This window comes from Halomonas heilongjiangensis (assembly GCF_002879645.1).
Lineage (GTDB): Bacteria > Pseudomonadota > Gammaproteobacteria > Pseudomonadales > Halomonadaceae > Halomonas > Halomonas heilongjiangensis.
Genome location: NZ_PNRE01000016.1, coordinates 19,745 through 46,048, shown reverse-complemented (window position 1 = coordinate 46,048; position 26,304 = coordinate 19,745). Strand labels below are relative to the sequence as shown.

Sequence of the window (26,304 nt, the reverse complement as noted above, 5' to 3'; positions counted from 1 at the left end):
GGCGGGCTACGCGGGCAGGGCTTTCGGAGGCTTTACAGGGCGCTGCGGAAGCGCATGATCCGGCGATGATCGACGGGATCATCGAGGAAATCGGCATGCACACCGAAGGTATGGCGCAGCCTTGCGGCCGTCAGCACCTGGCTGGGTGGGCCGACATCGACCAGGCGACCGCCATCCATCACGCCGATGCGGTCGCAGTCCAAGGCCTGATTGAGGTCATGCAGGGCGATGACCACCGTGACCGACAGCTGCCGGACCAACGACAGGATCGACAACTGGTGACGAATATCGAGGTGGTTGGTGGGCTCGTCGAGCAGCAGGATCCTCGGCTGCTGGGCCAGGGCGCGTGCGATGTGGACGCGCTGGCGCTCGCCGCCGGACAGCGTATGCCAGAATCGATCCGCAAGATGTGTCATGCCGACATTGGCAAGAGCCTGGGCGACGATGGCGTCATCCTGCTCCGACCACGGCTGCAGCGCCGAGAGGAAGGGCGTCCGGCCCAGGGCCACCGCCTCGCGAACCACGATACGGTCGAGGGTCTCGGCCTGCTGCTCGACGAAGGCGATGATCCGGGCGATGTCGCGCTGGTGCATCGCGTACATCGACGCATCGTCCACCAGTACGCGCCCGCTCCTGGGCTTGCGTAGTCCGGCCAGCACCCGCATCAGAGTGGTCTTGCCCGAGCCGTTCGGGCCGATCAGGCCGAAGGTTTCGCCGGGCTCTATCGTGAGGCTGACATCATCCAGCAGCTGGTGGCCATGGACCGACCAGTCGATGTGTTCGGCGGCCAGCCTCATTTCGTCCTCGTCCCACGTACCAGGATCAGGGCAAAGGCCGGGGCGCCGACCAGCGCCGTGACGACTCCAATCGGCAGCACCTGCCCCGGCACCAGGATGCGCGAGAGGATATCCGCAGCAATCAGGAAGACCGCGCCGGCCAACGCCGAGGCGGGCACCAGCCGGGTGTGTCGACTGCCGACCAGAAAGCGCATGGCGTGGGGAATCACCAGTCCCACGAAGCCGATGGCGCCGACCATGGAGACCATGACGGCGGTGACCAGGGCCATGCTGGCAATCAGGATGCCGCGGACACGGCGCACGGGGATGCCCAGCGAGGCGGCGCTGTCGGCACCGAAGGTGAAGGCATCCAGCGCCCGCCGGTACCACAGGCAGACCAGCAGGCCGGCCACGGCGGCGGGCAATCCCAGGGAGACATCCTCCCAGCGCACCCCGGAGAGGTTGCCCATCAGCCAGAACATGATGCCCCGCGCCTGCTCGGCGCTCGCCGACCTGGCGATGATAAAGGCGGTGAGGGCATTGAACAGCTGCGAGCCGGCGATGCCGGCCAGGATGATGGCCCCCGCGGCCTGAGTACTGCGTCCGCCTCCGGTGCCACTGCCGGCGGCATGGGCGAGCATCACCACCAGGCCGAACGCCAGCCCCGCCCCGGCGAAGGCGCCGAGGGAGAGCGTGACGACGCCAGCGCCAAACCCGGCGATGGTCACCGCCACGGCACCGGTGGAGGCGCCGGCGGAAATCCCCATCAGGAAGGGGTCGGCCAGGGGATTGCGCAGCAGTGCCTGCAGTACCACGCCGGCAAGTGCCAGTCCGGCCCCGCAACAGGCGGCAAGAATGGCGCGACTGAGGCGGTAGTTCCAGATGATGCCGGCGTCGATCCGATCCACCGCGTGCTGCCCCCCCCAGAGTTGATTGGCCAGCACCTTGAAAATGGTATCCAGCGCAATCGGCGTCTCGCCGATTGCGGTGCCGGCCATTATCGCCATGAACAGGATCAATGGCGTCAGCCAGGTCCAGTGCCAGCGAATAGGTAGCGCCGGGCGCAAAGCCAGGGTCGAAATCATTGGTCGAAGGATCACTGGTCGAAGGGCAGCGTCGACAGGGCCTCGACCAGCGTTTCGAGACCGAAAATCGTGCGCATGGTGGCGCTCATCGCATGGGCATCCATCTCGATGATACGTCCATTTTTCACTGCCGACATTTCGCGGGTCACGGGGTCGCCATGCAGGAATTCGAGCTTATTGGCGATATCGTCTGCCGGGAAGCGGCGGCGGTCCATGCTGGCAACCACGATGATATCGGGATCGGCCCGGGCGATGGTTTCCCAGCCGACCACTGGCCACTCTTCATCGGATTCCACCACGTTATGGATGCCCAAGGCATCCATCATGTAGCCCGGCGCGCCGAGCCGGCCGGCGGCGAAGGGATCCGCCGACTCGTCGGGGGAGGAGAACCAGAATACCGCTGACAGGTCTTCCGGCAGCTCAAGGCGCCTGGCACTCTCGATGGCGCTGGCCTCGCGCGACTGGAGGTCGGCGACCAGGGCATCTCCGGCTTCGCGGACATCAAAGATACTGGCCAGCTCGTTGATGCCTTTGTAGACGTGTTCAGGGGAGAAGGCGGCGATGCGCGTGCCGTCGCCACCGGTGCTGTTGTCCTTGGTGTCGCAGTCGGCCGGCATGATGTAGGTGGCGATGTCGAGCTCATGGAACTGCTCCCGGCTCGCCACGCTGCCGGTGGGGCCAACGTGCCACTCATATTGGGCAGCGACAAGATCGGGCCTGCGGCTGATGACGGACTCGAAACTCGGATCGTTGTCGGCGAGACGCTCGATATCGGCATTGATCTCGCTGAACTCTGGCAGCACGGGATTGAACCACACGGATGTCCCGGATACCTGCTCGGAAAGTCCCAGTGCATAGAGGATTTCCGTAGCCGATTGCCCGACGGTAACCGTGCTTTCTGGTACGGACGAGAAGCTGATTTCCATGCCGCAATTCGTCAATGTCAGGGGGTAATCGGTGCTATCCGCCATAATAAATGGTGCTGGGAAAAAAGCGAGAGATGCCAGTAGTCGTCGAGCGTAATTCATCGCGTCAAATCCGGGTGGCGGGAGAGTATTGGCCAATTCGACCCTGGTGGGCGGCGATCATAGCACTGCATTTTGCATGTCGGCGCCTCGATTGCCAGCTACCAGGATGAGAAAGATTTTGTTATGTTATACTATAACAATTTTGAGGAGAAGCTTGGATATCACCTGTCAGGCCAGCCTGCCGGTTGGGGTGACTGCGAGCCACGGCGGGCCATCCGGTGGCCAAATTGCGCCTGTTGCGCCAATTGCTTTAGGATGGGCCTACTCGAGACGGGTGCCCCTGCTACCAGGGGATAATCGGGAAGTATGGTACGGCCCTTGCGCCCATCCCATCGCTGCCCCCGCAACGGTAATGAGTGAGTAGCCTGCAAGAACCACTGGCTAGGAGGCTGTCGGACAGCCTCCGAGGCCGGGAAGGTGCAGGCACTGGCGCGATTTTTCGCGTCACTCCTCGAGCCCGGAGACCGGCCCGTCATCTCGTTTCATCCAGCAACGGTGCGGTGGGCATCGGGGATAGCGTGTCTCAATGATTCCTTTTTCCTCCTTCCCGGGAGCTTTCCGTTCCTGCCGGCTGTCGGCCGGGCACTCGTGTGCCCTCGCTTCGACGTCGCGTATCGGCACGCCTGGTGGTCATGATGTCCGGGGCCATGATGTCACGGGCTGAGTTTCCCTTCGTCGCCGTGGTCGGCCAGCAGGCGCTCAAGACCGCACTGTTGCTCAACGCCATCGATCCCCGGGTCGGGGGCGTGCTGATCAGCGGCCCTCGCGGCACTGCGAAGTCCACCCTGGCCCGGGCGCTGGCGGCGATCCTGCCCGATGACCCCGAAGGGCGCCGCCCGCCGTTCATCACCCTGCCGCTGGGCGCCAGCGAAGAGCGCCTGACCGGTAGCCTGGACCTGCAGCGGGTGCTCTCCGAGCGCGAGGCGAGCTTTCAGCCGGGGCTGCTGGCCAAGGCCCACGGCGGCGTGCTCTACGTCGACGAGGTCAACCTGCTGCCGGATCCCCTGGTGGATCTGCTGCTCGACGTTGCCGCGAGCGGCACCAATATCGTCGAGCGCGACGGCATCAGCCATACCCATCCCGCCCGTTTCAGCCTGATCGGCACCATGAATCCCGACGAGGGCGAGCTGCGCCCCCAACTGCTCGACCGCTTCGGCCTGTGTCTCGAGCAGGGCGCGGCGATGAGCGTACGGGAGCGGGTGGCCATCCTGCAGCAGCGCGAGGCCTTCGACCGTGACCCCGAGGGCTACGTGGCCCGCCAGGCGGAGGCCCAGGCCGCGCTGACCCAGCGCCTGCGGCAGGCGCAGCGGGTGCTGGCTGAGATCACCAGCGAACCCTGGGTCTACGAGCATATCGCGGTGCGCTGCGAGGCCGCCGGTGTCGAGGGCCTGCGGGCAGACGTGACCTGGCATCGGGCCGCCCGGGCCCATGCCGCCTGGCGCGGCGCGACCACGGTGGGCCAGGAGGACCTGGAGACCGTCGAACCCTGGGTATTGGCCCACCGCCGTACCACCCATCAGCCTCCGTCTCACACGCCGCCATCTCCGCCGACCGGCACACCTCCGCCCTCGGGGCAGGGTAAGGGTGACGGCGTCACTGGCGGTCAGGCGCCGGGCGCTAGCGAGAGCGCTCCAGCCTCGCAAGCGCAGGGGCAGTGGGGCGCCATGCCGCCGGTCACCCAGACAAGCGTCAGTGTGCCGGCGGCGGAGCTGCCGGGAATCTCCCCGGCACAACGCGCGAAACCGACGACCTCGGCGCCTTCGGCGTCCGTGCGCCGCGGACAACAGCCCGGGCAGCGCCGAGCCCATGCCGAGGAGGCGCGGCCGGACTGGTTCGCTACCCTGGTCGCCAACCGCGGCCGCTGGCCCTGGCGGGAGCTGCGCTATCGCAAGGCCCGCCGCGGCCAGCCGGTGCTGAATCTGGTGCTGCTGGATACCTCTGCCTCGACCCTGGGTCGGCAGCTGCTGGGCCGGGCCAAGGGCCTGGTCGAGCGGCTGGCGCAGCAGGCCTATGCCGCCCGGGAGCAGATGGCGGTGCTGAGCTTCGGCAATGACGGCGTCATGCCTGTACTGCTGCGCCGCCGCGCCCCCAAGGCGCTGCGTGAGCGGCTCGATGCCGTAGACGGTGGTGGCGGCACGCCGCTGCACGGCGCCGTCCGGCGGGCGGCGCGTCTGATTCGCCAGTGGCGGCGACAGGATCCTGGCCTGCATGTGCGAACCTACCTCATCACCGATGGGCGTACCCGCCAATCCCTGGATGGCCTGCCGCCGCTGGGTGACTGCATCGTCGTGGATACCGAGCAGGCCGCGGTCAAGCGGGGCCGGGGGGCGCTGATCGCCCGGCAGCTGGGTGCCCTGTACCGGCCCCTGTCCAGTCTAGAGCGCCGCCTGGAGGCGTCATGATCGAGCATGATCCGAACCGTGCGGCGCCGACGAGTGCCGCCTGCTCTGCGGTCTTTATCGCCGCACCGGCCTCGGGGCAGGGCAAGACCACGGTAACCGCCGCGCTGGCGCGGATGCTGCGCAACCGGGGCAAGGTGGTGCGGGTCTTCAAGACCGGCCCGGACTACCTGGATCCCCTGGTGCTGGCCCAGGCCTCAGGCCAGCCGGTGGACCAGCTCGACCTGTGGATGGCCGGCGAGGCCTACTGCCGGCAGCGCCTGTTCGAGGCCGCGCTCGAGGCGGACCTGATCCTGGTGGAAGGCGCCATGGGCCTGTTCGACGGTGAGCCATCGAGCGCCGATCTCGCCGCCCTGTTCGACCTGCCGTTGGTCATCGTCATGGACGTCAAGGGCATGGCTCAGACCGCGGCGGCGCTGGTGGCCGGCCTGGCGGGCTTCCGTGACAACATCCGCATCGCCGGGCTGATCGCCAACGCCTGCGGTTCGCAGCGCCACCGCGAGCTGATCGAGGCCGCGCTGCCTGACGCCATTCCCTTGCTGGCCACGGTGCCGCGGGACACCGCCCTGGCCCTGCCCGAGCGTCACCTGGGGCTGGTGCAGGCCGATGAGATCCGCGAGGAGCTGGAGGCCCGCTTCGAAGCCGGTGCCGCGGCGCTCGAGGCCGAGGGGCTGGCGGAGGCGCTGCTGCGACTGCCGCCGGTCATGTTTTCGGCGCCAGACGTGGAGGCGACGCAGGCCTTGTCGTCGCTTACGCATTCCCTTGCCGGCCAGACCATCGGCGTGGCCCGGGATGCGGCCTTCAGCTTCATCTACCAGGCCAACCTGGACCTGCTGGAGCGGCTGGGGGCGACCCTGCGCTTCTTCTCGCCGCTGAACGATGCCCACCTGCCGACCTGCGATGCCCTCTGGCTCCCGGGCGGCTATCCCGAGCTCCACGCCGCGCGGCTGGCGGAAAATGGCGCCATGCGCGAGGACGTTCGCCGCTTCTTTGCCGCGGACAAGCCGATCCTCGCCGAGTGCGGCGGCCTGCTCTACTGCCTGGAAACCCTGACGGACTATGCCGACAGCACCCACGCCATGCTGGGGCTGCTGCCCGGCCATGGCGCCATGCGCGGGCGGCGAGGGTGCCAGGGGATGCAGACCGCCGAGCTGCCGGAGGGGCCGATCCGCGGCCATGCCCATCACCGTTCGCTGGCGGCGGACACGCCCGCGCCCATCGGCTTTGGCCGGCGCCAGCGCCACCCCGCGCCGGGCGAGGCCATCTATCGCCAGCGCCGCCTGACGGCGACCTATCTGCACCTGTTCTTCCCCGACAACCCCGCCGCCGTGGCCCGTCTGTTCATGCCGGGCCCGGCGGCGTCATGCCCGACCAGCGAGACTCACTCCATCACCACACAGGAATTCCACGGATGAACCTGAACAAGATCCCCGCCACGGTGGTGACCGGCTTCCTGGGCAGCGGCAAGACCACGCTGCTGGCCAGCCTGCTGCGTCAGGTCACCGGCAAGCGCATCGCCGTCATCGTCAACGAGTTCGGCGAGCAGGACATCGACTCCAGCCTGCTGCGCGGCTGTGCCTTGAGTTGTGAAGAGGGTTGTGAAGAAGACGCCACCGCTATGGAAACCGAGAGCGGCATCTTCGAACTGGCCAACGGCTGCATCTGCTGCACCGTGGAGGAGGAGTTCCTGCCGGTGATGAAGAAGCTGATGGCCCGCCGCGACGACATCGACCATATCCTGATCGAGACCAGCGGCCTGGCCCTGCCCAAGCCGCTGGTGCAGGCCTTCAACTGGCCGGAGGTGCGCCAGCACTGCACCGTCGACGCCATCATCACCCTGATCGACGGCCCGGCGGTGGCCGCCGGCCGCTATGCCAGCGACGTCGGCAAGGTGGAGGCCCAGCGCCTGGCCGACGACTCCCTGGACCACGACCCCAGCCTGCGCGAACTGCTCGACGACCAGCTGAGCGCCGCCGACCTGGTGCTGGTCAGCAAGACCGACCTGCTCGAGCCGGCCGACCGCAAGCGGGTGGAGGAACTGGTGGCCCAGCGGGTGCCGGCATCCGTGAAGACGCTGTTCATCGACCAGAGCTTGTATATTAACCAGCCCCGGGCCTCGGACAGCGCCCAGCTGGAAGCCCTGATGGGCATCGGCGCGGCGAGCGAGGAGAGCATCGACCGCATCGACAACCACCACGATCGTCATCACGCCGAGGGGGCGCACCACGACCACGCCCACGACCATTTCGACTCCTGCGTGATCCGCCTGGGAGAGGTCGATGGCGACCTCCTGGCGGACAGGCTCCAGCAGCTGCTGGAGCGCTACGAGATATATCGCGCCAAGGGCTTCGCGGCGATTCCCGGCAAGCCCATGCGCCGGGTGATCCAGGCCGTCGGCGAGCGCCTGGACGGCTACTTCGACCGGCTCTGGGGGCAGGGCGAGCCGCGTCGCACCCAGCTCGTCATCATCGGCAAGGCGCTGGACAGCGAGGCCCTGCACGCGGCCCTGGCGAGCGCCGAGATCGAAGCGACCGCCTGATGCATCTCTTCGCCGCCAAGCCCGGGGGCTTCGTCGAGGAAGAGGGCATCGTCGACCTGCAGCAGAGCCCCGCCGAGATCGTTATCCTGTCCGCCGCCGACAGCAGCCTGTCGGCGCTGGCCCAGGCGGTCGAGCGGCTGAGCGTGACGCTCGGCGACGACTACCCGACGGTGCGGCTGGCGAACTGGATGAACCTGGTCAAGCCCGCCGCCTACGACCTCTACGAGGACCGCGTGCTGGAGAAGGCGCGCCTGGTAATCGTCTCGCTGCTGGGCGGCAGCGGCTACTGGCGCTACGGCCACGAGCGGCTGCTGGCCTGGGCCGCCGCTGACAAACGGCGCCAACTGATCCTGGTGCCGGGCTGCGACGCCCCGGACGACGCCCTGCTGGAGGACTCCAGCGTGCCTTTCGCCTCGGCCCACCGCGTGTGGCGCTACCTGCGCGAGGGCGGCGTGGACAATGCCGAGCAGTTGCTGCGCTTTGTCGGCAGCGAGTGCTTTGGCCATGGGCTGGACTGGCAGGAGCCCAGGGCGATTCCCGCGGCGCTGCTCTACATGCCGCATGCCGCCACACAACGGGAAGCGACGCTGAACGAATGGATGGCACGGCGCGATCCCGAACGCCCGGTCTGCCTGCTGCTCTTCTACCGCAGCCATCTGCAGGGCGCCAACACCGCCATGCTGGATGGCCTGATCGAGGCGCTGCGGGAGCAGGGGCTCGAGCCGCTGGCGGTGGCCGTGGCGTCGCTCAAGGAGGAGGCCTGTGTGGCCTTCGTCAATCACCTGATCGAGCAGACCGGGGCCATGCTGGTGGTCAATACCACCAGTTTTTCCGTCAATCGCAGTGACGACGACAAGGAGGCCCTGGGAGGGGATCCATTCGAGGGGCGCTTCGCCGGGCAGTTCGTCGGCCGGCCGGTGGTGCTGCAGGCCATATTGGCGAGCAGCACTGAGGAGGACTGGCAGGCCAAGGCCGGCGGCCTGCACAGTCGCGACGTGGCCATGCAGGTGGTGCTGCCGGAGATGGACGGCCGCGTCATCACCCGGGCGGTGGGCTTCAAGAGCGAGGCGCACTACAGCGAGCGCTGCCAGCTATCGGTAATCCGTCATGTGCTGCACCCCGAGCGTGCCGCCTTCGTGGCCACGCTGGCGCGCCGCGTGTGTGGGTTACGTCAGACACCCAACGCCGACAAGCGCCTGGCGCTGGTGCTGGCCAACTACCCCAACCGCGATGGGCGCATCGGCAACGGCGTCGGCCTGGATACCCCGGCCTCGACGCTGCAGCTCCTGCGGGCGCTGGCCGCGGCGGGCTATCCGGTGAGCGATGTCCCGGACGACAGCGACGGCCTGATTCGGCTGCTGCAGGGCGGCGTCACCAATGACCGCGATGTGCTGGATCAGCGCGCCTGCTGGCAGAGCATCGGGCTCGACGACTACCTGGCGTGGTTCCGGACCCTGCCGGAGACGCTGCAGGAAGCAGTATGCACACGCTGGGGGGCGCCGTCGGAGGACCCCAAGTGCCGCCAGGGCCGGCTGATGATCGCCGGAATTCGCCTGGGCGAGACCTTCGTCGGCATACAGCCGGAGCGTGCTTTCACTCAAGGCCCCTGGCGCATCGACGACCCGGTCAAGAGCTACCACGATACCGAACTGGTGCCGCCCCACAGCTACCTGGCGTTCTATCTGTGGCTGCGCGAGCACTACCGGGTGGATGCGGTGGTACATGTGGGCAAGCACGGCAACCTGGAGTGGCTGCCGGGCAAGAGCACGGCGCTCTCCGCCGAGTGCTGGCCGGATATCGCCCTGGGACCGCTGCCGCACTTCTATCCGTTTATCGTCAACGACCCGGGCGAAGGCGCCCAGGCCAAGCGCCGCAGCCAGGCGGTGATCATCGACCACCTGATGCCGCCGCTGGCCCGCGCCGAACTCTACGGCGCCATGGCGGAGCTTGAAGCCCTGACCGACGAGTATTATCAGGCCCTGGGCATGGATCCGCGGCGCGAGACGCTGCTGCGCGAGCGGATCATCGCGCATCTGCGCCGCACCGGTATCGACCAGGAGCTGGCCCAGAGCGGGAATAACGCTGAGGTTACCGATGACGAGCGTCTGCTCAACGAGCTGGACACCTACCTGTGCGATATCAAGGAGGCCCAGATCCGCCATGGCCTGCACGTGCTGGGCAGCGTGCCGCCGCGGGACAAGCAGGCGGGAACTCTGGCGGCCATCCTGCGCTTGCCGCGGGGCGAGACGCCGGCCCAGCGCGGCCTGCTGCATAACCTGGCAAACGACCTGGGGCTGGCCGCAGACTTCGATCCGCTGATGGCCGGGGCCGAGCCCTGGCACGGCCCGCGGCCGCCGGCCCTGGCCGAGCAGGACAGCTCCGCCTGGCGCACCGCCGCCGATACCCGCGAGCGCCTGGAGTTGCTCGCCCACCGGCTGATCGACGCCTACGTGCTGGAACCGGGCTGCCTGGCCACCCTGGCCCGGGATTACCCGGCCACCGCCGAGCAGTGCCGCTATGCCCGCGAGCGGCTGTGGGCCGCCATGCAGCGCGGCGCCGAGATGGAGATCCAGTCGCTGCTGGATGGCCTCGACGGCCTGTTCGTTCCACCCGGACCGAGCGGCGCCCCCAGCCGCGGGCGGCTGGACGTGCTGCCCACCGGGCGCAACTTCTACAGCGTCGATAACCGGGTGATACCCTCACCCGCAGCCTGGTCGCTGGGCGAGAAGTCGGCCCAGGCCTTCGTCGAGCGCTACCTGCAGGATCACGGCGACTACCCACGCCAGCTGGGGCTGTCGATCTGGGGCACCGCCACCATGCGCACCGGCGGCGACGATATCGCCCAGGCCTTCGCCCTGATGGGGGTGCGGCCGATCTGGTCGCTGGGCTCCCAGCGGGTGATCGATGTCGAGGTGATTCCCGCCATGCTGCTGCAGCGCCCCCGGGTGGACGTTACCCTGCGGGTCTCCGGCTTCTTCCGCGATGCCTTTGCCAACGTCATTCGCCTGTTCGACCGTGCAGTGAGGGCGGTGGCCGAATACGCCGAGCCGGGCGATGGCAACACCATCCGCGCGGCGGTGCTGGCGCGCTGCCAGGAGCTCGAAAGCCAGGGGCTCGACCCGGATGCCGCCGCCCAAGAAGCCGCGTATCGTATCTTCGGCAGCAAGCCCGGCGAGTATGGCGCCGGCCTGAACCGCATGATCGACAGTCGCGCCTGGGGCAGCGCCGACGACCTGGCCGAGGCCTATCTCGATGCCGGGGCCTACGCCTACGGCCAGTTCCCGGAGTCGGGGACCGCGGCGCGGCGCGCTTTCGAGGAGCGGATCAAGGGCCTGGAGGCGGTGATGCACAACCAGGACAACCGTGAGCACGATATCCTCGATTCCAACGGCTACTACGAATTCCAGGGCGGCATGGCCAACGCCAGCCGGGCCCTCGGCGGGCAAGCGCCGACCATCTACCACGCCGATCACGCCAACCCGGCGCAGCCGCGCATGCGCACCCTCAAGGAGGAGCTGGCCCGGGTGATCCGCTCCCGGGTGCTCAATCCCAAGTGGATCGAGGCCATGCGCGAGCACGGCTACAAGGGCGCCTCCGAGATGGCTGCCACCGTCGACTACCTGTTCGCCTATGACGCCACCACCGACCTGGTCGCCGACTACCAGTACGCCCAGGTCAGCGAGGCGCTGGTGCTGGATGGCGCCAACCAGGCGTTCCTGCGCGAGCACAACCCGGCGGCGCTGGAGGAGATGGCCGAGCGGCTGCTGGAGGCCGTTCAGCGGGGCCTGTGGCAGGAGCCCGGCGAGCAAGGGCCGGCCCTGCAGGACCTGCTGCTCGAGATCGACGAGACCCGGGAGCTCGCGCCATGACGACCGGCCAGCGGGATAAGCCGGTTGCACCACGGATCAAGGGCTGGTGCCCCGGGGCGTGGCGACCCATGGCCAGCGGCGATGGGCTGCTGGTACGCGTGCGCCCTCCGCTGGGGCGACTCAGCCGCCACCAGATGCTGGCGCTGTGCGAGGCGGCCGAGACCTTCGGCAGCGGCCTGATCGAGCTCACCAGCCGCGCCAACCTGCAGCTACGCGGCGTATCCGAGGCCAGTTGGCCCGGCCTGATGGATTTCCTCGTCGAGCATGGGCTGGTCGACCCGGACCCCCACAGCGAGCGCCGGCCCCAACTGCTGCTGGCACCGGACTGGCAGGCGGGCGACGCCACCTTTGAGGCGGTTCGGCTGCTGGAGGCCCGCCTCGACGAATTACCGGCACTGCCGGCCAAGTGGGGCCTGGCCATCGATGCCGGTGCCGCGCCGCTGCTGGGTGAGGTTTCCGCGGACCTGCGCATCGAGTGCGCGGCAGCGGGCACATTACTCGTCCGCACCGATGGGCGGGCGCTGGGCACCCCGGTGGACTCGCCCGCCGCGGCCGTCGCGCTGCTGATTCGGCTGGCGCACTGGTTCGTCGACAGCGGTGGGCGAGAAGCCGGGCGAATGCGCCGTCACGCGGCACCGCTGCCGGCATGGGCGCCGGCAGTCATGGCCCCCGCCGCGCCTGGCCCCCGGCTGGCATTGGGCCCATATCTCGAAGGAAAGGGTGCGTGGGGCAGGGTAGTCGGCTTGCCGTTCGGGCGGGCTCCGGCCGCGGCGCTGCGTGCCGCTGTCGATTCAGCCGCGGTCAGCGCCGTGCGGGTCACGCCCTGGCGGCGCCTGCTGGTGGAGGGCGAAGCGCCGACGGCGGTGCAGGGCCTGCTGGACGATAACCGCGATCCGCGTTTATCCATGGATGTATGCCCAGGCGCTCCCCACTGTGAGCAGGCGAGCGTAGAGACCTTGGCGCTGGCTGAGCGGTTGAGTGGCCGGATCGAAGGCAGCGTGCATGTCTCCGGCTGTGCCAAGGGCTGTGCCCGCCAGGCGCCGGCCGGTCTGTGCCTGAGCGGGCGGGACGGGCGCTTCGATCTGATCGTCGGTGGTCGCGCCGATGGCGCGCCGGTGGCTACTGGTCTTAGTGAAGCCGAGGTAATAGCGCTTATTTCCCGACATCGGGAAGATGAGCGCCGAGGGCAAGGCGTAGCGAGGGTCTTTTGCCATGGAAGGCAAAAGTAGCGCCCAGGGATGGGTTTACAGCGCCCTCGCGGAGGGTTGCCGTCGGGAAAGCTCATCTCCTTTGCTCGGTGGTGAAGGAGAGTCGTCGTTTATTTGGAGAAGAGAAATGCCTCACGTCTATGAAACGGATGGCCCGGCTATCTACCGGGAGTCCTTTTCCATCATCCGGCGCGAGGCCGAGTTGGCGCGCTTCGCGCCGGAGGAAGAGCCGGTGGCCGTGCGCATGATCCATGCCGCGGGCTTGGTTGAGCTCGCCGCAAACATTCATTTCCACGGCGACGCGGTTAACCGTGCCCGGGCGGCGCTGGAGCGCGGCGCGCCGATCCTGTGCGACGCGCGCATGGTCTCCGAGGGCATCACCCGCAAGCGCCTGCCGGCTGACAACGCCATCCTTTGCACCCTACACGACGAGCGGGTGCCCGACCTGGCCAGGGAGCTGTCCACCACCCGCTCGGCGGCGGCTTTGGAGCTCTGGCGGCCTCACCTGGAGGGGGCGGTGGTGGCGATCGGCAATGCACCCACCGCCCTGTTTCACCTGTTGAACATGCTGGAAGACCCGGACTGCCCCCGCCCGGCGGCCATCATCGGCTGCCCGGTGGGTTTCGTGGGCGCCGCCGAATCCAAGCAGGCCCTGTGGGAGAGCGCCGCGGCGCCCTGCGTCGTCGTCCAGGGGCGACTCGGCGGCAGTGCGGTGACGGTGGCCGCCATCAATGCCATGGCGGATCGTAGCGAATGAGCCTCGGAACCATGAAGCCGGGCACCATCCACGGGGTAGGCCTCGGGCCCGGCAGCCAGGACCTGATGAGCGTGCGCGCCGACCGGTTGATCCGCGGGGCGTCGCATGTCGCCTATTTTCGCAAGAGGGGCCGCACCGGCCATGCCCGCAGCATCGTGGAAGGCTTGATCGCGTTTGATGCCATCGAGCTGCCGATGGAGTATCCGGTCACTACCGAAATCCCCTTCGACGACCCCCGCTACAACGAGCTGCTGGCGGCCTTCTACGAACGCCACGTCGCCCAACTGACCGAGATCGCCGCTGCTGGCCAGGATGTGGTGGTGCTGTGCGAGGGCGACCCGTTCTTCTATGGCTCCTTCATGCATCTCTATACACGGCTGCAGGGGCGGGTACCGGTGGCGGTGGTGCCCGGTATCACCGGCATGTCCGCCGCCTGGACCGCCACCGGGCGGCCGGTGACCTGGGGCGACGACATCCTCACCGTGCTGATGGGTACCCTGCCGGAGGCGATGCTGGTGGAGCGCATCGCCCAGACCGATGCCCTGGTGGTGATGAAGATCGGCCGCAACCTGGACAAGGTCAGGCGAGCCCTGGCCGAGACCGGCCGCGAGGACGAGGCCTGGCTGATCGAATACGCCGCCATGCCCCAGCAGCGGATCCTGCCACTGCACGAAGTGGGCGACAGCGTGCCGTACTTTTCCATTCTGCTGATTCATGGCAATGGGAGGCGGCCATGAAAGAGGCGACTACGCCGAATGGCCGACGCGCAGCAGGTCGTGAACAGTCTTTGGGTGGATGGTTGAAGGTTGCCGGCCTGGGTCCGGGCGATGATGCGCTGATCACCCCCGAGGTCTCTGCCGCGCTGGCGGATGCCACCGATGTGGTGGGCTACGTACCCTATGTCGAGCGGGTGGCGCCGCGGCCGGGGCTGACGCGCCACGGCTCGGACAATCGCGAGGAGATCCGCCGGGCCGAGCAGGCGCTGCAGCTGGCCGCCACTGGCCATCGGGTGGTGGTGGTCTCGTCAGGCGACCCCGGCGTATTCGCCATGGCCGCGGCCCTCTTCGAGGCGCTGGAGGCGAGCGAGCCGGCGTGGCGGGCGCTGGACATCCAGGTGCTGCCGGGTATCTCCGCCATGCTGGCCGCCAGCGCGCGGGTGGGAGCGCCGCTGGGGCACGATTTCTGCTGTATCAACCTCTCCGACAACCTCAAGCCCTGGGCGCTGATCGAGAAGCGCCTGCGGCTGGCCGCCGAGGCCGACTTCGCCATGGCCTTCTACAACCCCCGCTCCCGGGCACGGCCGGAAGGGTTCGAACGCGCCTTGGAAGTACTACGAGAGGCTTGCGGGCCGGAGCGTTTGATCGTGTTCGCCCGGGCCGTCTCCACTCCTGAGGAGTCCCTGCGGGTCACGACCCTCGGCGAGGCGCAACCGGACATGGCCGATATGCGCACCCTGGTGATGGTGGGCTCCAGTCATACGCGTCTCATCCAGCGCCATGCCGGAGGTGCCGAGCGTCAGAGTACGCCCTGGGTCTATACGCCGCGCTCGGTATCAGGGGCGGGCTCATGATCGAGCCAGGCCAGCACCGCTTCGACGCAGTGAGCTTCCCGGCGCTCCGGCAGCGCCGGCCGCTCGATCATTACCACCGGCAGCCCCAGTTGACGGGCCGCGGTGAGTTTGGACACTGCGCCGTCGCCGCCGGAATTCTTGCACACCAGGCACTGGATGCCATGTTCCCGCAGCAGGGACAGGTCGCCTGCCAGGGTAAAGGGGCCGCGGTCGATAACCACATGGTGATGCGGCAGGGGCGGCGGTGCCTCGGGCCGGTCGACCAGCCTGAGCAGATAGTGGTGCTGGGGCCGGGCCGCGAAGGCAGTGAGGTGCTGGCGCCCGATGGCCAGCAGGATGCGCTCGGGCGGGCCGGCCAGGGCGTCCACCGCCGCCTCGATGCCGGCGACCCGTTGCCAGCGGTCACCGGCCTGGGGCACCCAGGGCGGCCGGGTCAGGGCGAGGCAGGGGATCCTGTTTTGCTGTGCCGCCAAGATGGCGTTACGGCTCATGCGTTCGGCAAAGGGGTGGGTGGCGTCGACCAGGTGGGTGATGCGGTTGTCTGCCAGGAAGGCGGCCAGGCCTTCCACCCCGCCAAAGCCGCCGACGCGGGTCGGCAGCGGCTGCGACTTGGGCGCGGCCACTCGACCGGCATAGCTGAACAGGGCAGGGACCGAGCGCTCGGCCAGCGCGTGGGCCAGGGCACTGGCTTCGGTGGTGCCGCCCAGAATCAGGACGTTCATTGGGGCTTCTTGAGCTCCTTTCCCATTCAAGCAGTTGGCAAGATGAGCGCCCGAACAGCTCATCTCCTTTAGCGAGGCTCAGATGATGGCTGACGTTGACGACGCTCCCTGGCTGACGCTGCTCGGCTGGGGCGAGAGTGGCACAGCGGGCCTGACGGCGGCAAGCCGGCAGGCGCTGGACGCCGCCGAGGTGGTGTTCGGCGCCCGACGCCACCTGCGCCTGCTGCCGCCCCTGGCCGCCGAGGTGCGCGAATGGCCGGTGCCCTTTGCCGATGGCATCCCTGAACTGCTGGCCGAGCGCGGCCGCCGGGTTGTGATGCTGGTCTCCGGCGATCCGTTCTGGTTCGGGGCTGGGACCAGCCTGGCGCGTCACCTGCCCGCCGAGGAGTGGCAGGCGCTGCCATCGCCCTCCACCTTCAGCCTGGCGGCCTCCCGCCTGGGCTGGCCGCTGCAGGATTGCACTTGCCTGGGCCTGCATGCCAAGCCCCTGACTCGCATCCGGCCCTACCTGCAACGCGGTAGGCGCCTGATGGTGCTGGTGAGGGATGGGGACGCAGTGATCGAGCTGGCCGGCTGGCTCAAGCGTTTCGGTTTTGGCGCCTCCCGGCTGCATGTGCTGGAAGCGCTGGGCGGAGACCGCGAGCGTATCTGCAGCATGCGGGCCGACGCTGATCTGCCAGGCGATATCGCTCACCCGGTCGCCGTAGGATTGGAGGTGGCCGGAGACGGGCCGGCCCTGCCGCTGACGCCCGGCCTGCCGGACGCGCTGTTCGAGCACGATGGCCAGATCACCAAGCAGGCCGTGCGCGCCATGACCCTGGCTGCCCTGGCTCCGAGGGCGGGGGAGCGTCTATGGGATATCGGCACCGGGTCGGGCTCGGTGGCCATCGAGTGGCTGCTGGCCCACCCGGATAACCAAGCCGTGGCCTTCGAGCGTGACGCTGAGCGAGCGGCGCGGGCGCGTCGCAATGCCGATAACCTCGGCGTCGACTGGCTCGAGGTGGTGGAGGGTAGCGCCCTCGATGCGCTGAGTGATCAGACGCTGAGCGATCAGCCGCCCGAGGTGGTCTTTATCGGCGGCGGGCTGTCGCAGGCGCTTCTGGAGGCGCTGTGGCGGCGTCTGCCGGCTGGCGTGCGTATCGTGGCCAATGCGGTGACCCTGGAGTCCGAGGCCCTGCTGGCGCACTGGCAGCAGCAGGCCGGCGGTGAGCTGCTACGTCTGGAGCTGGCCTCCGCCGCGCCCATCGGCACGCGGCGGGGCTGGAAGGCCGGCTACCCCATCGTGCAGTGGCGGGTGGCCCGGTGATGGGTGATTCGATAACGGTGGCGGGTTTCGGCTTTCGTCGCGAGGCGCGGCTGGCCTCGCTGGTCGATGCGCTGGAGCGGCTCGAGGCGCAGCATGGCAGCGTCGACCGGCTGGCCGCGACCCAGACGATGTGGCCGCTGGTGCAGGAATTGGGGCTCGCGCGGGGCCTCGCGGTGATCCGCGTGGAAGACGAGGCCCTGCCATCGGCCGTTACCCTTTCGCACTCCCGACATAGCCTGCGAGCACGGGGTACGGGTAGCGTCGCCGAAGCCGTCGCCCTGTTGGCGGCAGGCCTCGGGGCGGAATTGCTCGGGCCGCGGCTGATTTCCACGGATCGGCGAGCCACCGTGGCGGTGGCGAGAGGAGCCCTGAGAGGAGAGAGCGCATGACGATAAACTTTATCGGCGCCGGCCCCGGGGCGCCGGACCTGCTGACGCTGCGGGGTCGGGACCTCATCGCCTCCTCTCCCGTATGCCTCTATGCCGGGTCGCTGGTGCCCGAACAGCTGCTCGAGCACTGCCCGGCGGGCGCCCGGATCGTCAACACCGCGCCGCTCTCCCTCGACGAGATCATCGCCGAGATGCACGCCGCCCATGCCGCGGGCCAGGACGTGGCCCGGCTGCACTCCGGGGACCTGTCGGTGTGGTCCGCCATGGGGGAACAGTTGCGCCGGCTGCGCGCGCTGGAGATTCCCTACGCCATTACCCCGGGCGTGCCGTCCTTCGCCGCCGCTGCCGCTACACTGGGGCAGGAACTGACCCTGCCGGGGGTGGCGCAATCCCTCGTGCTGACCCGCACGCCGGGGCGGGCCAGCGCCATGCCGGACGGCGAGACCCTGGCCAACTTCGCCAGGACCGGCGCCACCCTGGCGATCCATCTCTCCATCCACAACCTGGCCCAGGTGGTGGACGCGCTGGAGCCGTTCTACGGCGCCGATTGCCCGGTCGCCATCGTCTGGCGGGCCAGCTGGCCCGATGAACGAGTGCTCCGGGGCCGCCTGTCAACGATAGAAACCTTGCTCGATGACTCCCTGCAGCGCACGGCGCTGATCCTGGTGGGGCCGGTGCTGGGCAGCGAGGACTTCCAGGAGAGCTGCCTTTACTCGGTCGGCTATGACCGTCGCTTTCGGCCCCAGTCGGCGGACTCGCCCTTCGCCGTTAACACACCCGGAGACGAAAGGGCCGACGAGAGGGGCGAGGCATGATCCACCTCTCGCTGATCGGCATCGGCACGGGCAATCCCGAGCATGTCACCCTGGCCGCCGTGCGGGCGCTGAATGAAGCGGACCTGATCCTGCTGCCGCGCAAGGGGGAGGCCAAGTCGGACCTGGTCGACCTGCGCCGGCTGCTGTGCCGCAATCTGCTGGAGGCGTCGTCACGCGCCCGAATCGTGGAGTTCGACCTGCCGCGCCGCGATGCCCGCGCCGACTACCTGGGCGCGGTGGACGACTGGCACGGGGCGATTGCCGCGGTCTGGGCGGAGCTGATGGCGACCCATCTACCCCAGGGCGGCCGAGTCGGCATGCTGATCTGGGGCGACCCCTCGCTGTACGACAGCAGCCTGCGCATCGCCGAGCGCCTGAAATCGTTTATGCAAAGCGCTGCCGGGAGAGAGGGCGAGGGGGAGCTGCAGGTGGACCTTCAGGTGGAAATCGTACCGGGCATCACCAGCCTGCAGGTCCTCACCGCCGAGCACCGCATCCCCCTCAATGCCCTCGCCGAACCGGTGCAGATCACCACTGGGCGGCGGCTGCGCGAGCGCGGCTGGCCCAGCGATGCCGCAAGCGTCGCGGTAATGCTCGACAGCGGCGGGGCCTTCGAGTCGCTGCCGCCCGAAGGCCTCTATATCTGGTGGGGCGCCTACCTGGGCATGGACAAGCAGAGCCTGATCCACGGCTGGCTGGTGGACGTGGCCGCAGCGATCCTCGAGCAGCGTGCCGCCCTGCGCGAGCGGCATGGCTGGATCATGGATGCCTATCTGTTACGGCGAGTGTAATTAAGGAGAGTGCAATGAAGACGGTCGACCCGCAGCGTCATGCCGAGCGCATGGCCCACAAGCAGAAGATCATGAACGAGCGCATCGCCCGTGCCGACAAGGAGCAGGGTGTGCTGCTGGTACTCACCGGGCCCGGCAAGGGCAAGAGCAGCTCCGGCTTCGGCATGCTGGCGCGTGCCCTGGGCCACGGCATGAAGGTGGGCGTGGTGCAGTTCATCAAGGGCAAGTTCCAGACCGGCGAGGAGGCGTTCTTCCGCCAGCAGCCTGGCGTGGAGTACCACGTGATGGGCGAGGGCTACACCTGGGACACCCAGGATCGCGAGCGCGATGTCCAGGCCGCCGAGGCCGCCTGGGCCGAGGCCAGCCGGATGCTGGCCGATGCCAGCTTCGACCTGGTGCTGCTCGACGAACTCAATATCGCCCTGCGCCACGGGTATCTGAACCTCGACCGGGTACTCGACGACCTCCAGGCTCGCCCCGAGATGCAGCACGTGGTGGTCACCGGCCGCCACGCCCCGGAGGCGCTGATCGAGCTGGCCGACACCGTCACCGAGATGAAGGTGGTCAAGCACGCCTTCAAGGAGCAGGGCATCAAGGCCCAGAAGGGAGTGGAACTCTAGGCCATGGCGACACTGATGATTCAGGGCACCACCTCGGATGCCGGCAAGAGCACGGTGGTGGCGGGGCTGTGCCGGGTGCTGGCGCGGCGCGGGGTGTCGGTGGCGCCGTTCAAGCCGCAGAACATGGCACTGAACAGTGCGGTGACCGAGGATGGCGGCGAGATCGGTCGCTCCACGGCCCTGCAGGCGCTGGCCGCCGGCGTTGCGCCCCACAGCGACATGAACCCGGTACTGCTTAAGCCGGAGAGCGACCGCGGCGCCCAGGTGATCCTGCGCGGGCGGGTGCATGGCCATATGGATGCGCTGGACTATCACGCCTACAAGCGCGAGGCGATGGCCTCGGTGCTGGCCGCCTGGGAAGCACTGTCGAGCCGTTACGATGTGATCATCGCCGAGGGGGCGGGCAGCCCGGCGGAGATCAACCTGCGGACCAACGATATCGCCAACATGGGGTTCGCCGAGGCCGTCGACTGCCCGGTGCTGCTGGTCGGCGACATCGACCGCGGCGGGGTCTTCGCCCAGTTGGTGGGTACCCTGGAACTGCTCTCCGCATCCGAACGGGCCCGCACCCGGGGCTTTATCATCAACCGCTTCCGCGGCGATATCGGCCTGCTCGAGCCGGGCCTGGAGTGGCTCGCCGAGCGTACCGGCAAGCCGGTGCTGGGCACCCTGCCGTATCTTCAGGGCCTGCTGCTCGACGCCGAGGACAGCATCGGGCTGGAAGGGCGGGGGGAGGGCGAGCCGGCGCTGCGCGTGGTGGTGCCGGCGCTGCCGCGCATCAGCAACCACAACGACTTCGACCCGCTGCGCTTGCATCCCGAGGTCGAGCTCACCTTCGTGGGGCCGAACCAGGCGCCTCCCCGTGCCGACCTGATCATCCTGCCGGGCAGCAAGAGTACCCGGGCCGATCTCGACTGGCTCCGTGCCCAAGGCTGGGAAGCGGCCATCCGGCAGCATCTGCGCTATGGCGGCCGGCTGCTCGGCATCTGTGGAGGCTTCCAGATGCTGGGCCAGGCCATCCACGACCCCGCGGGGCTCGACGGTCGACCCGGGACCACGTCGGGGCTGGGGCTGCTGGAGTTCGAGACGCGCATGGTGGCGGGCAAGCAGCTGCGCAACGTGACGGGGCGGTTGCGCCCTGAGGACGTGACGATCACCGGCTACGAGATCCACCATGGGGTGAGCGAGGGCCCGGCCCTGGCGCACCCCCTCTGCGAGCTGGGCGGTCGCCCGGACGGGGCGGTGAGCACCGACGGCCAGGTGATGGGCACCTACCTGCATGGCCTCTTCGATGGCGCCGAGGCCTGCGCGGCACTGCTGGGGCGCTGCGGGCTGGCCGGCGTGGCGGCGGCTGTGGACTACGCCGCCCATCGCCAGGACGAGCTCGACCGCCTCGCCGATACCCTCGAGGCCCATCTGGACACCGACCGGCTGTGGCAGCTGATTGGTTGATACCCCCACCCTGGAACGACGAGGCCCGACCATGAGTGACACTACCCCGCCGGGAATGCAGCCCCACCCCGGGTTCAGCGAGGAAGAGCGTGACGCCGTCTATCGGGCGATCTTCACCCGTCGCGACGTGCGCAGCGAGTTCCTCCCCGACCCGGTGCCCGATGAGGTCCTGGCCCGAGTACTGACGGCGGCCCATCACGCCCCCTCGGTGGGCTTCATGCAGCCCTGGGACTTCCTGGTGATCCGCTCGCCGGCGGTCAAGGCCCGGGTGCAGGCGCTCTATCGCCAGGCCAACGAGGAGGCGGCTCAGCTGTTCGAGGGCGAGAAGCAGGCGACCTACCGGAACCTCAAGCTGGAGGGCATCGTCGAGGCGCCGGTCAACCTGTGCATCACCTGCGATCGCCGGCGCCACGGCCCGGTGGTGGTGGGGCGCACCCATATCGAGACGATGGATATCTTCAGTTCCGTGTGCGCCGTGCAGAACCTGTGGCTGGCGGCCCGCGCCGAAGGGCTCGGCGTCGGCTGGGTCAGCATCTTCCATCAGGATGCCCTGCGCGACACCCTGGGGATTCCTCGCGACATCCTGCCGATCGCCTACCTGTGCATGGGCTATGTGAGCCAGTTCCATGCTCGCCCCGAACTGGAGAAAGCGGGGTGGTTGTCCAGGCTGCCCCTGGAGGAGCTGCTGCACTTCGATGGTTGGGGAGGCGCCGCGGGCGAGGCCGACGGCGCCCTGCTGGGGGCGCTCGGTAAGGTAGGCGTCAATCCGGAAGATGACCGACGAAGCACGCCGGGTCGTCGCTGATCACGCTCTCCACGCCCCAGGCCCATTGATGGGCGAAGGCGGTGGGGTCGTTGGCGGTATAGCAGAGCAGGTGGTAGCCGGCCTCGCGCACGGCTTGGGCGCCGCGCTGGCTGAGGCGCTTCCAGTTGGCATGGACGCTGTAGGCGTCCACCGCCGCGCAGCGCGACTGCCACTCGCGGCCGATGCCCTCGAACAGCACCCCGAGGGCCAGGCGCGATGAGTCGGCCAGCTCCCGGGCGCGGGCCAGGGCACCATCGTGGAACGAGGAGAGTATCAGCCGCTCCGGGGGCAGGGCGTCGAGCAGGGTCGGCAGCACGCCATCGACCAGTGCCGCCGGGTTGCGCCCGCGGGTGACCTTGAGCTCCAGATTGAGGCCCATGCCGAGTTCCTCGATCAGCGCGAGCATCTCGCGCAGCGTCGCCATGCGCTCGCTGCGGAAGCGATCGCAGAACCAGGCGCCCGTGTCCAGCCGGCGTGCCCGGGGCAGGTCCAGGTCCACCAGGCGCGCCCGCCCGTCGGAGCAGCGCCGCACGGTGGCGTCGTGCCAGATCACCGGGGTGGCGTCGCCGAGCAGTTGCACGTCGAGTTCCACCCAGGGGAAGCCGGCCTCGCAGGCGGCCCGTACGGCGGTCAGGGTGTTCTCCGGGGCATGGGCCGAGAGGCCGCGATGCGCCATCAGGCGGGGCAGGGCAATGGCGGGGTGGGGCATAGGGACGTCGCATCCTTGAGCGGTCGAACTGTGATCATCCTACACGGCTGTGACGACGGAGTGTCACCGCACGATGTGCCGGGCGGTCGCCGGAGGGAATATGCTAGGCTTCGCGCGACGGTATGACACAGGTGAGGATGGCGATGAAGGTGGTGAGTCTCGAACCGGGCGGCTGGCGCGATGCCTGCCTGGCCCGTCTGTGCGCCGCGGTGCACGGCACGACGGCGGGGCTGACGCCGCTGGTGGCGTTCAGCGGCACGCGCCACCTGCTGTTTGCCAACGAGGCGGCACGGCTGTGGGCCCTGGTGGACGACAACGAGGCGCCACTGGCGCTGGCCCTGCTGGTGCTCGACGAGGCCGGCGACGGCATGACGCTGGCGCTGAGCGCCTCGCTCGGCGAGAGCCGCGAGCCCCAGCGGCGGTTGATTCGCGAATTGGCGCTGAATGCGCCGCTGCGGGTCGAGCCGACGGATGACCTCGACGAAGGGTTCCTGCGTGGTTGCGGCATCTCGCGCTGGACCGAGGACGCTCGCGGCGCACGCGTCGGCCTGTCTCGCCGCCATCCGGCGCATGCCTCCGGCGAGCCGGCCGCGACGCTCGCCTTCGACGATCAGGAGGTGCTGCGTCGCTTCAAGCACGACGCGCGCTTCTTCGAGGCGGAGAAACGCGCTTTCGTGGAGGGGCTGGCGGTTGGCACCGCCCGACGGCAACCGTAACGCTTGGCATGTCGCTGGCGGGGCGGCCCAGGCGAGCTCATCATCCAGGCCGCCGAAGGCATCGCCATCGAGGTGCCCGAGATCGACGAGCACTCGGTGCGCCAGACCGTCGATGCCATGGTGGCCGCCGACCCCGATCTCGCCTGGCTCAAGGCGATGGAAGAGCGCGGCGATATCGACTGGCGCCAGGTCAAGGAACTCCATAATAGTTGGGCCTATTCGCAATCGGGCCTCGGCGAAGGTGCCGCGCTGAGCGCCGGGGCGACCCAGGGCATCACCGACCGTGCCTGGGGCACCACGACCAACACCACCACCGGTGCCACCCGCAACCTTAACCTCAGCTTCGGCAATGGGAGCGACATCGCCCGCTTCGCCGGGCAGCGCGCCACCCAGGCGACGATCGACGCCGGCATCCGCAGCGCCATCGACGGCGGCAGCTTCCGGGACCACCTCGGCGACGGTCTCGAGGATGCCCTGGCGCACGTGGTCTCCGGCGTGCTGTTTCACGCCGTGGGCGATCATGCCAAGCCCGGCAGTGCCGAGAAAGTCGCGCTGCATGCGCTGGTTGGCGGCACCGTTTCCGAGGCGATGGGCGGTGACTTCCGCAGTGGGGCGTTGGCGGCAGGGGCCAGCGAGGCCTTGGTGGATCAGTTAGTTGAAAACGCCCATACGAACCCGGTATTGAGCAACACAGTGGCGCAGCTGGTGGGCATTGTGGCGGCGGGGCTGGCCGGTGGCGACATCAATGACGGCGCCTGGATCGCCGGACAGGTGGAGTCCTACAACCGCCAGCTGCATTCAGAGGAGCGCATGCTGGCGAGGGATCTGGCGGATGTGAGCGATGGACGCTTCACCTTGGAAGAGATCGAACAAGCACTGCGGGGGATGCACAACGATGGCTTGGGCGAAGGGCGAGGTGCCAACACCATCGTCGATTTACAAGACCTTGCTACCATCGATGCAAGTTACTTTGACCATGGCGGTGAGTGGCAGGCCATACCCGGCCCGGATGGCACGACTCGCTACCTGATCCAGCAGGTGCCGACAGATGCACCACCAGACCTGATTGCCTATATCATTGATCAGACAGGCGGGGAAAGTTCGCCCTATCGTGCGCCCGTCTACCGGTTGCCGGCGGAGGAGGCCGCACCAGGCCAGCCGCGCGACCGCCTGACGGGGCGACCGCTTGATGAGGAGGGCCGCTACACGGTTAGCTATGTGGTGGATGGCAAGATTTTCCACGTGCCCCATTACTCGTGTGGCGATGCGGCCTGTGTGGTGCAGGGTGCGAATATCGATTATGGCGATCCGGCGGCCCAGGCGTGGGAGCGGGCGCTGAATGCCAAAGCGCTGGATGATGTTTCCAAGGCGGCGTCGGCCGGGGTGGTGATGACACCTGTCGGGCAGATAGGTGCGGGTCTTGCCGTAGGTGGTATGGCGGCTAGCTTGGTGTCTGGTTACTTGAAAGATGATTTCGTCTCATCGGCCTCTAAAGAAGCCTTAATATTGGGCTTTGAGCGATATGCTAGTGCCCGGGGGTTCCCAGCTACTGAGGTGACGCGATTTGCCGCTTTTCTGGACTTGGCAGGTGTTTGGGATACTGTGGTTGAGAACGGGGGAGGCATGCTTGGAGATTGATTTTATGGGGGGTGTTTGGTATGACCATGGTTGTAATGTTATGGGGGTGGGTGAAAGTGCTGAGAAAATATAGGCTGTATATTTTGTTGGGGATGGTTGTGGCTGCGTTGCTCAATGCCTTTGCCAGGTTTTGGGGTGAATGGAAGTATTTTTTCGGCGTCCTCATTGCACATCTCATATTTTGGCAGGCTGTTCAGTCTTATTTGTATGGAAAAAATATATTTTTGGGTGTGGGGGTTGTAAAGGAGGAAGATAGTAAAGGGTTAAGGCTTTCTGCATGTTTTGTTGCATTGGCTGGGTATTCCTTCGTCTTTTTATTTGATGGATATCCTTGGGGGTGATGACTCTCGCTGGGGAAAGGTTGTGCAGTGACGATGTCCACTGGGTTACCTTGCTTTCTGAATTTATAGAATAACCGAAACACTTCTCATGGTGTACAGTGGTGATATTTACCTGACGTTCTCTGTCAAGAATCTGTATTAGCCCCCAGGTTTCTGCACGCTTCATGTTGCTAATGCTGGGGGCATGAGTCGTGGGTGGCCGGAGGAGCGGGACAGCGGCGGGCTGGGATTCTGGCGTTGAAGTCGGTGTGGGCCATCAGCCGCGTGCTTTCTCCCGGCGGCATGAACGCTGCGGCGGGGTGTGGATGGCGCCCTGCAGTCGGGCCCCCGCCGCGCAGCTGAGGTGTCCGGCGTGGATGGTGCCGTCGACATGGGCGGTGGCGAGCAGCACCGCCGCTTCCGCGGCATGCAGACTGCCCGTCACCCTGCCGGCGACGACGACGCGGCGGGCGTCGATGGCATCGGTCACGGTGCCGGAGGCCGCCACCATGACGCCATGCTGCCGGGCGGTGACGCTGCCGTTGATGGTGCCATGGATGACCAGCGGCTCCTGCGAGACCAGGTCGCCGCTGATGTGCAGCGAGGCGCCCACGAGGCTCCCCGGCGCGACCGTCGAGGGTAGCGAAGTGGGCTCTTGGGATGCGCTCGATGCCGGGTGTGCGGAGGCGAGTGCGGTGGTCGCGGAAGGTGCGTTCGAGGCCGGCGATGCCAGCGCCCGCTGGGCGGGAGCCTCGGCCCTCGGGCGCCGTCGCACTCGCTTGACGATTCG

General features: G+C 67.9%; 24 protein-coding genes and 1 riboswitch. Of the genes, 18 read left to right on the top strand and 6 right to left on the bottom strand.

Annotated features, from left to right (window positions below; all coding sequences use genetic code 11):
• Window positions 1–32: 32 nt before the first annotated feature.
• Genes C1H66_RS02615 through C1H66_RS02605 form a run of 3 tightly spaced genes read right to left on the bottom strand, consistent with a single transcriptional unit; the run spans window position 33 to window position 2,787 of the window.
• Window positions 33–797: an ABC transporter ATP-binding protein gene (locus tag C1H66_RS02615; RefSeq protein ID WP_102626357.1), complete on the bottom strand. Its 765-nt coding sequence runs from the start codon at window positions 795–797 to the stop codon at window positions 33–35.
• Window positions 794–1,861, bottom strand: a complete 1,068-nt coding sequence (locus tag C1H66_RS02610) for a FecCD family ABC transporter permease (protein WP_102626356.1) — start codon at window positions 1,859–1,861, stop codon at window positions 794–796. The genes C1H66_RS02615 and C1H66_RS02610 overlap by 4 nt, the downstream gene beginning before the upstream one ends.
• Window positions 1,862–1,872: 11 nt before the next feature.
• Complete coding sequence (locus C1H66_RS02605) at window positions 1,873–2,787, bottom strand: ABC transporter substrate-binding protein (RefSeq protein WP_240618193.1); 915 nt, start codon at window positions 2,785–2,787, stop codon at window positions 1,873–1,875.
• Window positions 2,788–3,144: 357 nt separating this feature from the next.
• A riboswitch (cobalamin riboswitch) is annotated at window positions 3,145–3,376 on the top strand.
• A 160-nt stretch (window positions 3,377–3,536) separates the two neighbouring features.
• Here C1H66_RS02605 and C1H66_RS02600 point away from each other — a divergent pair.
• From C1H66_RS02600 to cobJ, 8 genes are all read left to right on the top strand, one after another.
• Window positions 3,537–5,291 carry an ATP-binding protein gene (locus C1H66_RS02600; RefSeq protein WP_102626454.1) on the top strand — a complete coding sequence of 585 codons (1,755 nt, stop codon included), beginning with the start codon at window positions 3,537–3,539 and terminating at the stop codon, window positions 5,289–5,291.
• On the top strand, window positions 5,288–6,703 hold the full coding sequence (locus C1H66_RS02595; protein WP_102626354.1) for a cobyrinic acid a,c-diamide synthase CobB: 1,416 nt from the start codon (window positions 5,288–5,290) through the stop codon (window positions 6,701–6,703). The genes C1H66_RS02600 and C1H66_RS02595 overlap by 4 nt, the downstream gene beginning before the upstream one ends.
• Window positions 6,700–7,827 carry a cobalamin biosynthesis protein CobW gene (gene cobW / locus C1H66_RS02590; RefSeq protein ID WP_102626353.1) on the top strand — a complete coding sequence of 376 codons (1,128 nt, stop codon included), beginning with the start codon at window positions 6,700–6,702 and terminating at the stop codon, window positions 7,825–7,827. Before C1H66_RS02595 ends, cobW begins: the two co-directional genes overlap by 4 nt.
• Window positions 7,827–11,696, top strand: a complete 3,870-nt coding sequence (gene cobN, locus C1H66_RS02585; RefSeq protein ID WP_102626352.1) for a cobaltochelatase subunit CobN — start codon at window positions 7,827–7,829, stop codon at window positions 11,694–11,696. The genes cobW and cobN overlap by 1 nt, the downstream gene beginning before the upstream one ends.
• Entirely contained in the window at window positions 11,693–12,925 is a 1,233-nt protein-coding gene (locus C1H66_RS02580; RefSeq protein ID WP_102626351.1) for a cobalamin biosynthesis protein CobG, read from the top strand. Before cobN ends, C1H66_RS02580 begins: the two co-directional genes overlap by 4 nt.
• A 106-nt stretch (window positions 12,926–13,031) precedes the next feature.
• Complete coding sequence (locus C1H66_RS02575; protein ID WP_102626350.1) at window positions 13,032–13,661, top strand: precorrin-8X methylmutase; 630 nt, start codon at window positions 13,032–13,034, stop codon at window positions 13,659–13,661.
• An 11-nt stretch (window positions 13,662–13,672) separates the two neighbouring features.
• On the top strand, window positions 13,673–14,398 hold the full coding sequence (locus C1H66_RS02570) for a precorrin-2 C(20)-methyltransferase (protein WP_102626349.1): 726 nt from the start codon (window positions 13,673–13,675) through the stop codon (window positions 14,396–14,398).
• A 50-nt stretch (window positions 14,399–14,448) separates the two neighbouring features.
• Window positions 14,449–15,231: a precorrin-3B C(17)-methyltransferase gene (gene cobJ, locus C1H66_RS02565; protein WP_102626348.1), complete on the top strand. Its 783-nt coding sequence runs from the start codon at window positions 14,449–14,451 to the stop codon at window positions 15,229–15,231.
• Here cobJ and C1H66_RS02560 read toward each other — a convergent pair.
• A complete protein-coding gene (locus tag C1H66_RS02560) occupies window positions 15,195–15,953 on the bottom strand; it encodes a cobalt-precorrin-6A reductase (protein ID WP_102626347.1) in 759 nt (252 codons plus the stop codon). The two genes, cobJ and C1H66_RS02560, sit on opposite strands and share 37 nt — an antisense overlap.
• 85 nt (window positions 15,954–16,038) lie before the next feature.
• Here C1H66_RS02560 and cbiE point away from each other — a divergent pair, with 85 nt between their 5' ends.
• The 7 genes from cbiE to bluB are packed head-to-tail and all read left to right on the top strand — an operon-like array spanning window position 16,039 to window position 22,131.
• The gene (gene cbiE / locus C1H66_RS02555; RefSeq protein ID WP_102626453.1) at window positions 16,039–17,259 is read left to right on the top strand and encodes a precorrin-6y C5,15-methyltransferase (decarboxylating) subunit CbiE; all 1,221 of its coding nucleotides are present in this window, start codon (window positions 16,039–16,041) and stop codon (window positions 17,257–17,259) included.
• Window positions 17,259–17,648 carry a cobalamin biosynthesis protein gene (locus tag C1H66_RS02550; RefSeq protein WP_170064074.1) on the top strand — a complete coding sequence of 130 codons (390 nt, stop codon included), beginning with the start codon at window positions 17,259–17,261 and terminating at the stop codon, window positions 17,646–17,648. The genes cbiE and C1H66_RS02550 overlap by 1 nt, the downstream gene beginning before the upstream one ends.
• A complete protein-coding gene (gene cobM, locus C1H66_RS02545) occupies window positions 17,645–18,463 on the top strand; it encodes a precorrin-4 C(11)-methyltransferase (RefSeq protein ID WP_102626346.1) in 819 nt (272 codons plus the stop codon). The genes C1H66_RS02550 and cobM overlap by 4 nt, the downstream gene beginning before the upstream one ends.
• Window positions 18,460–19,254, top strand: coding sequence for a precorrin-6A synthase (deacetylating) (cobF, locus tag C1H66_RS02540; protein ID WP_102626345.1), 795 nt, complete (start codon window positions 18,460–18,462; stop codon window positions 19,252–19,254). Before cobM ends, cobF begins: the two co-directional genes overlap by 4 nt.
• Window positions 19,255–19,268: 14 nt before the next feature.
• The gene (gene cobO / locus C1H66_RS02535) at window positions 19,269–19,874 is read left to right on the top strand and encodes a cob(I)yrinic acid a,c-diamide adenosyltransferase (RefSeq protein WP_102626344.1); all 606 of its coding nucleotides are present in this window, start codon (window positions 19,269–19,271) and stop codon (window positions 19,872–19,874) included.
• 3 nt (window positions 19,875–19,877) lie between these two features.
• Entirely contained in the window at window positions 19,878–21,326 is a 1,449-nt protein-coding gene (locus tag C1H66_RS02530) for a cobyric acid synthase (protein WP_102626343.1), read from the top strand.
• A gap of 31 nt (window positions 21,327–21,357) precedes the next feature.
• Entirely contained in the window at window positions 21,358–22,131 is a 774-nt protein-coding gene (gene bluB / locus C1H66_RS02525; RefSeq protein ID WP_102626342.1) for a 5,6-dimethylbenzimidazole synthase, read from the top strand.
• On the opposite strand, the gene C1H66_RS02520 is transcribed toward bluB, so the two are convergent.
• Complete coding sequence (locus C1H66_RS02520; protein ID WP_102626341.1) at window positions 22,088–22,840, bottom strand: glycerophosphodiester phosphodiesterase family protein; 753 nt, start codon at window positions 22,838–22,840, stop codon at window positions 22,088–22,090. The two genes, bluB and C1H66_RS02520, sit on opposite strands and share 44 nt — an antisense overlap.
• Before the next feature lie 143 nt (window positions 22,841–22,983).
• On the opposite strand from C1H66_RS02520, the gene C1H66_RS02515 reads away from it, so the two are divergent.
• The 3 genes from C1H66_RS02515 to C1H66_RS22540 are packed head-to-tail and all read left to right on the top strand — an operon-like array spanning window position 22,984 to window position 25,535.
• The gene (locus C1H66_RS02515; RefSeq protein WP_102626340.1) at window positions 22,984–23,556 is read left to right on the top strand and encodes a hypothetical protein; all 573 of its coding nucleotides are present in this window, start codon (window positions 22,984–22,986) and stop codon (window positions 23,554–23,556) included.
• Between the two features lie 3 nt (window positions 23,557–23,559).
• A complete protein-coding gene (locus C1H66_RS02510) occupies window positions 23,560–25,194 on the top strand; it encodes a DUF637 domain-containing protein (protein WP_102626339.1) in 1,635 nt (544 codons plus the stop codon).
• Window positions 25,195–25,214: 20 nt separating this feature from the next.
• On the top strand, window positions 25,215–25,535 hold the full coding sequence (locus tag C1H66_RS22540; protein WP_146010679.1) for a hypothetical protein: 321 nt from the start codon (window positions 25,215–25,217) through the stop codon (window positions 25,533–25,535).
• A 256-nt stretch (window positions 25,536–25,791) separates the two neighbouring features.
• Here C1H66_RS22540 and C1H66_RS22795 read toward each other — a convergent pair whose 3' ends face one another.
• A complete protein-coding gene (locus C1H66_RS22795) occupies window positions 25,792–26,127 on the bottom strand; it encodes a bactofilin family protein (protein ID WP_170064073.1) in 336 nt (111 codons plus the stop codon).
• Window positions 26,128–26,304: the final 177 nt, after the last annotated feature.

What these genes read in the sequence shown, in the direction of transcription:
- C1H66_RS02615 (WP_102626357.1), bottom strand. Translation starts at nt 797, where the DNA reads ATGAGGCTGGCCGCCGAACACATCGACTGGTCGGTCCATGGCCACCAG.
- C1H66_RS02610 (WP_102626356.1), bottom strand. Translation starts at nt 1,861, where the DNA reads ATGATTTCGACCCTGGCTTTGCGCCCGGCGCTACCTATTCGCTGGCAC.
- C1H66_RS02605 (WP_240618193.1), bottom strand. Translation starts at nt 2,787, where the DNA reads ATGGAAATCAGCTTCTCGTCCGTACCAGAAAGCACGGTTACCGTCGGG.
- C1H66_RS02600 (WP_102626454.1), top strand. Translation starts at nt 3,537, where the DNA reads ATGATGTCACGGGCTGAGTTTCCCTTCGTCGCCGTGGTCGGCCAGCAG.
- C1H66_RS02595 (WP_102626354.1), top strand. Translation starts at nt 5,288, where the DNA reads ATGATCGAGCATGATCCGAACCGTGCGGCGCCGACGAGTGCCGCCTGC.
- cobW (WP_102626353.1), top strand. Translation starts at nt 6,700, where the DNA reads ATGAACCTGAACAAGATCCCCGCCACGGTGGTGACCGGCTTCCTGGGC.
- cobN (WP_102626352.1), top strand. Translation starts at nt 7,827, where the DNA reads ATGCATCTCTTCGCCGCCAAGCCCGGGGGCTTCGTCGAGGAAGAGGGC.
- C1H66_RS02580 (WP_102626351.1), top strand. Translation starts at nt 11,693, where the DNA reads ATGACGACCGGCCAGCGGGATAAGCCGGTTGCACCACGGATCAAGGGC.
- C1H66_RS02575 (WP_102626350.1), top strand. Translation starts at nt 13,032, where the DNA reads ATGCCTCACGTCTATGAAACGGATGGCCCGGCTATCTACCGGGAGTCC.
- C1H66_RS02570 (WP_102626349.1), top strand. Translation starts at nt 13,673, where the DNA reads ATGAAGCCGGGCACCATCCACGGGGTAGGCCTCGGGCCCGGCAGCCAG.
- C1H66_RS02560 (WP_102626347.1), bottom strand. Translation starts at nt 15,953, where the DNA reads ATGAACGTCCTGATTCTGGGCGGCACCACCGAAGCCAGTGCCCTGGCC.
- cbiE (WP_102626453.1), top strand. Translation starts at nt 16,039, where the DNA reads ATGGCTGACGTTGACGACGCTCCCTGGCTGACGCTGCTCGGCTGGGGC.
- C1H66_RS02550 (WP_170064074.1), top strand. Translation starts at nt 17,259, where the DNA reads ATGGGTGATTCGATAACGGTGGCGGGTTTCGGCTTTCGTCGCGAGGCG.
- cobM (WP_102626346.1), top strand. Translation starts at nt 17,645, where the DNA reads ATGACGATAAACTTTATCGGCGCCGGCCCCGGGGCGCCGGACCTGCTG.
- cobF (WP_102626345.1), top strand. Translation starts at nt 18,460, where the DNA reads ATGATCCACCTCTCGCTGATCGGCATCGGCACGGGCAATCCCGAGCAT.
- cobO (WP_102626344.1), top strand. Translation starts at nt 19,269, where the DNA reads ATGAAGACGGTCGACCCGCAGCGTCATGCCGAGCGCATGGCCCACAAG.
- C1H66_RS02530 (WP_102626343.1), top strand. Translation starts at nt 19,878, where the DNA reads ATGGCGACACTGATGATTCAGGGCACCACCTCGGATGCCGGCAAGAGC.
- bluB (WP_102626342.1), top strand. Translation starts at nt 21,358, where the DNA reads ATGAGTGACACTACCCCGCCGGGAATGCAGCCCCACCCCGGGTTCAGC.
- C1H66_RS02520 (WP_102626341.1), bottom strand. Translation starts at nt 22,840, where the DNA reads ATGCCCCACCCCGCCATTGCCCTGCCCCGCCTGATGGCGCATCGCGGC.
- C1H66_RS02515 (WP_102626340.1), top strand. Translation starts at nt 22,984, where the DNA reads ATGAAGGTGGTGAGTCTCGAACCGGGCGGCTGGCGCGATGCCTGCCTG.
- C1H66_RS22540 (WP_146010679.1), top strand. Translation starts at nt 25,215, where the DNA reads ATGACCATGGTTGTAATGTTATGGGGGTGGGTGAAAGTGCTGAGAAAA.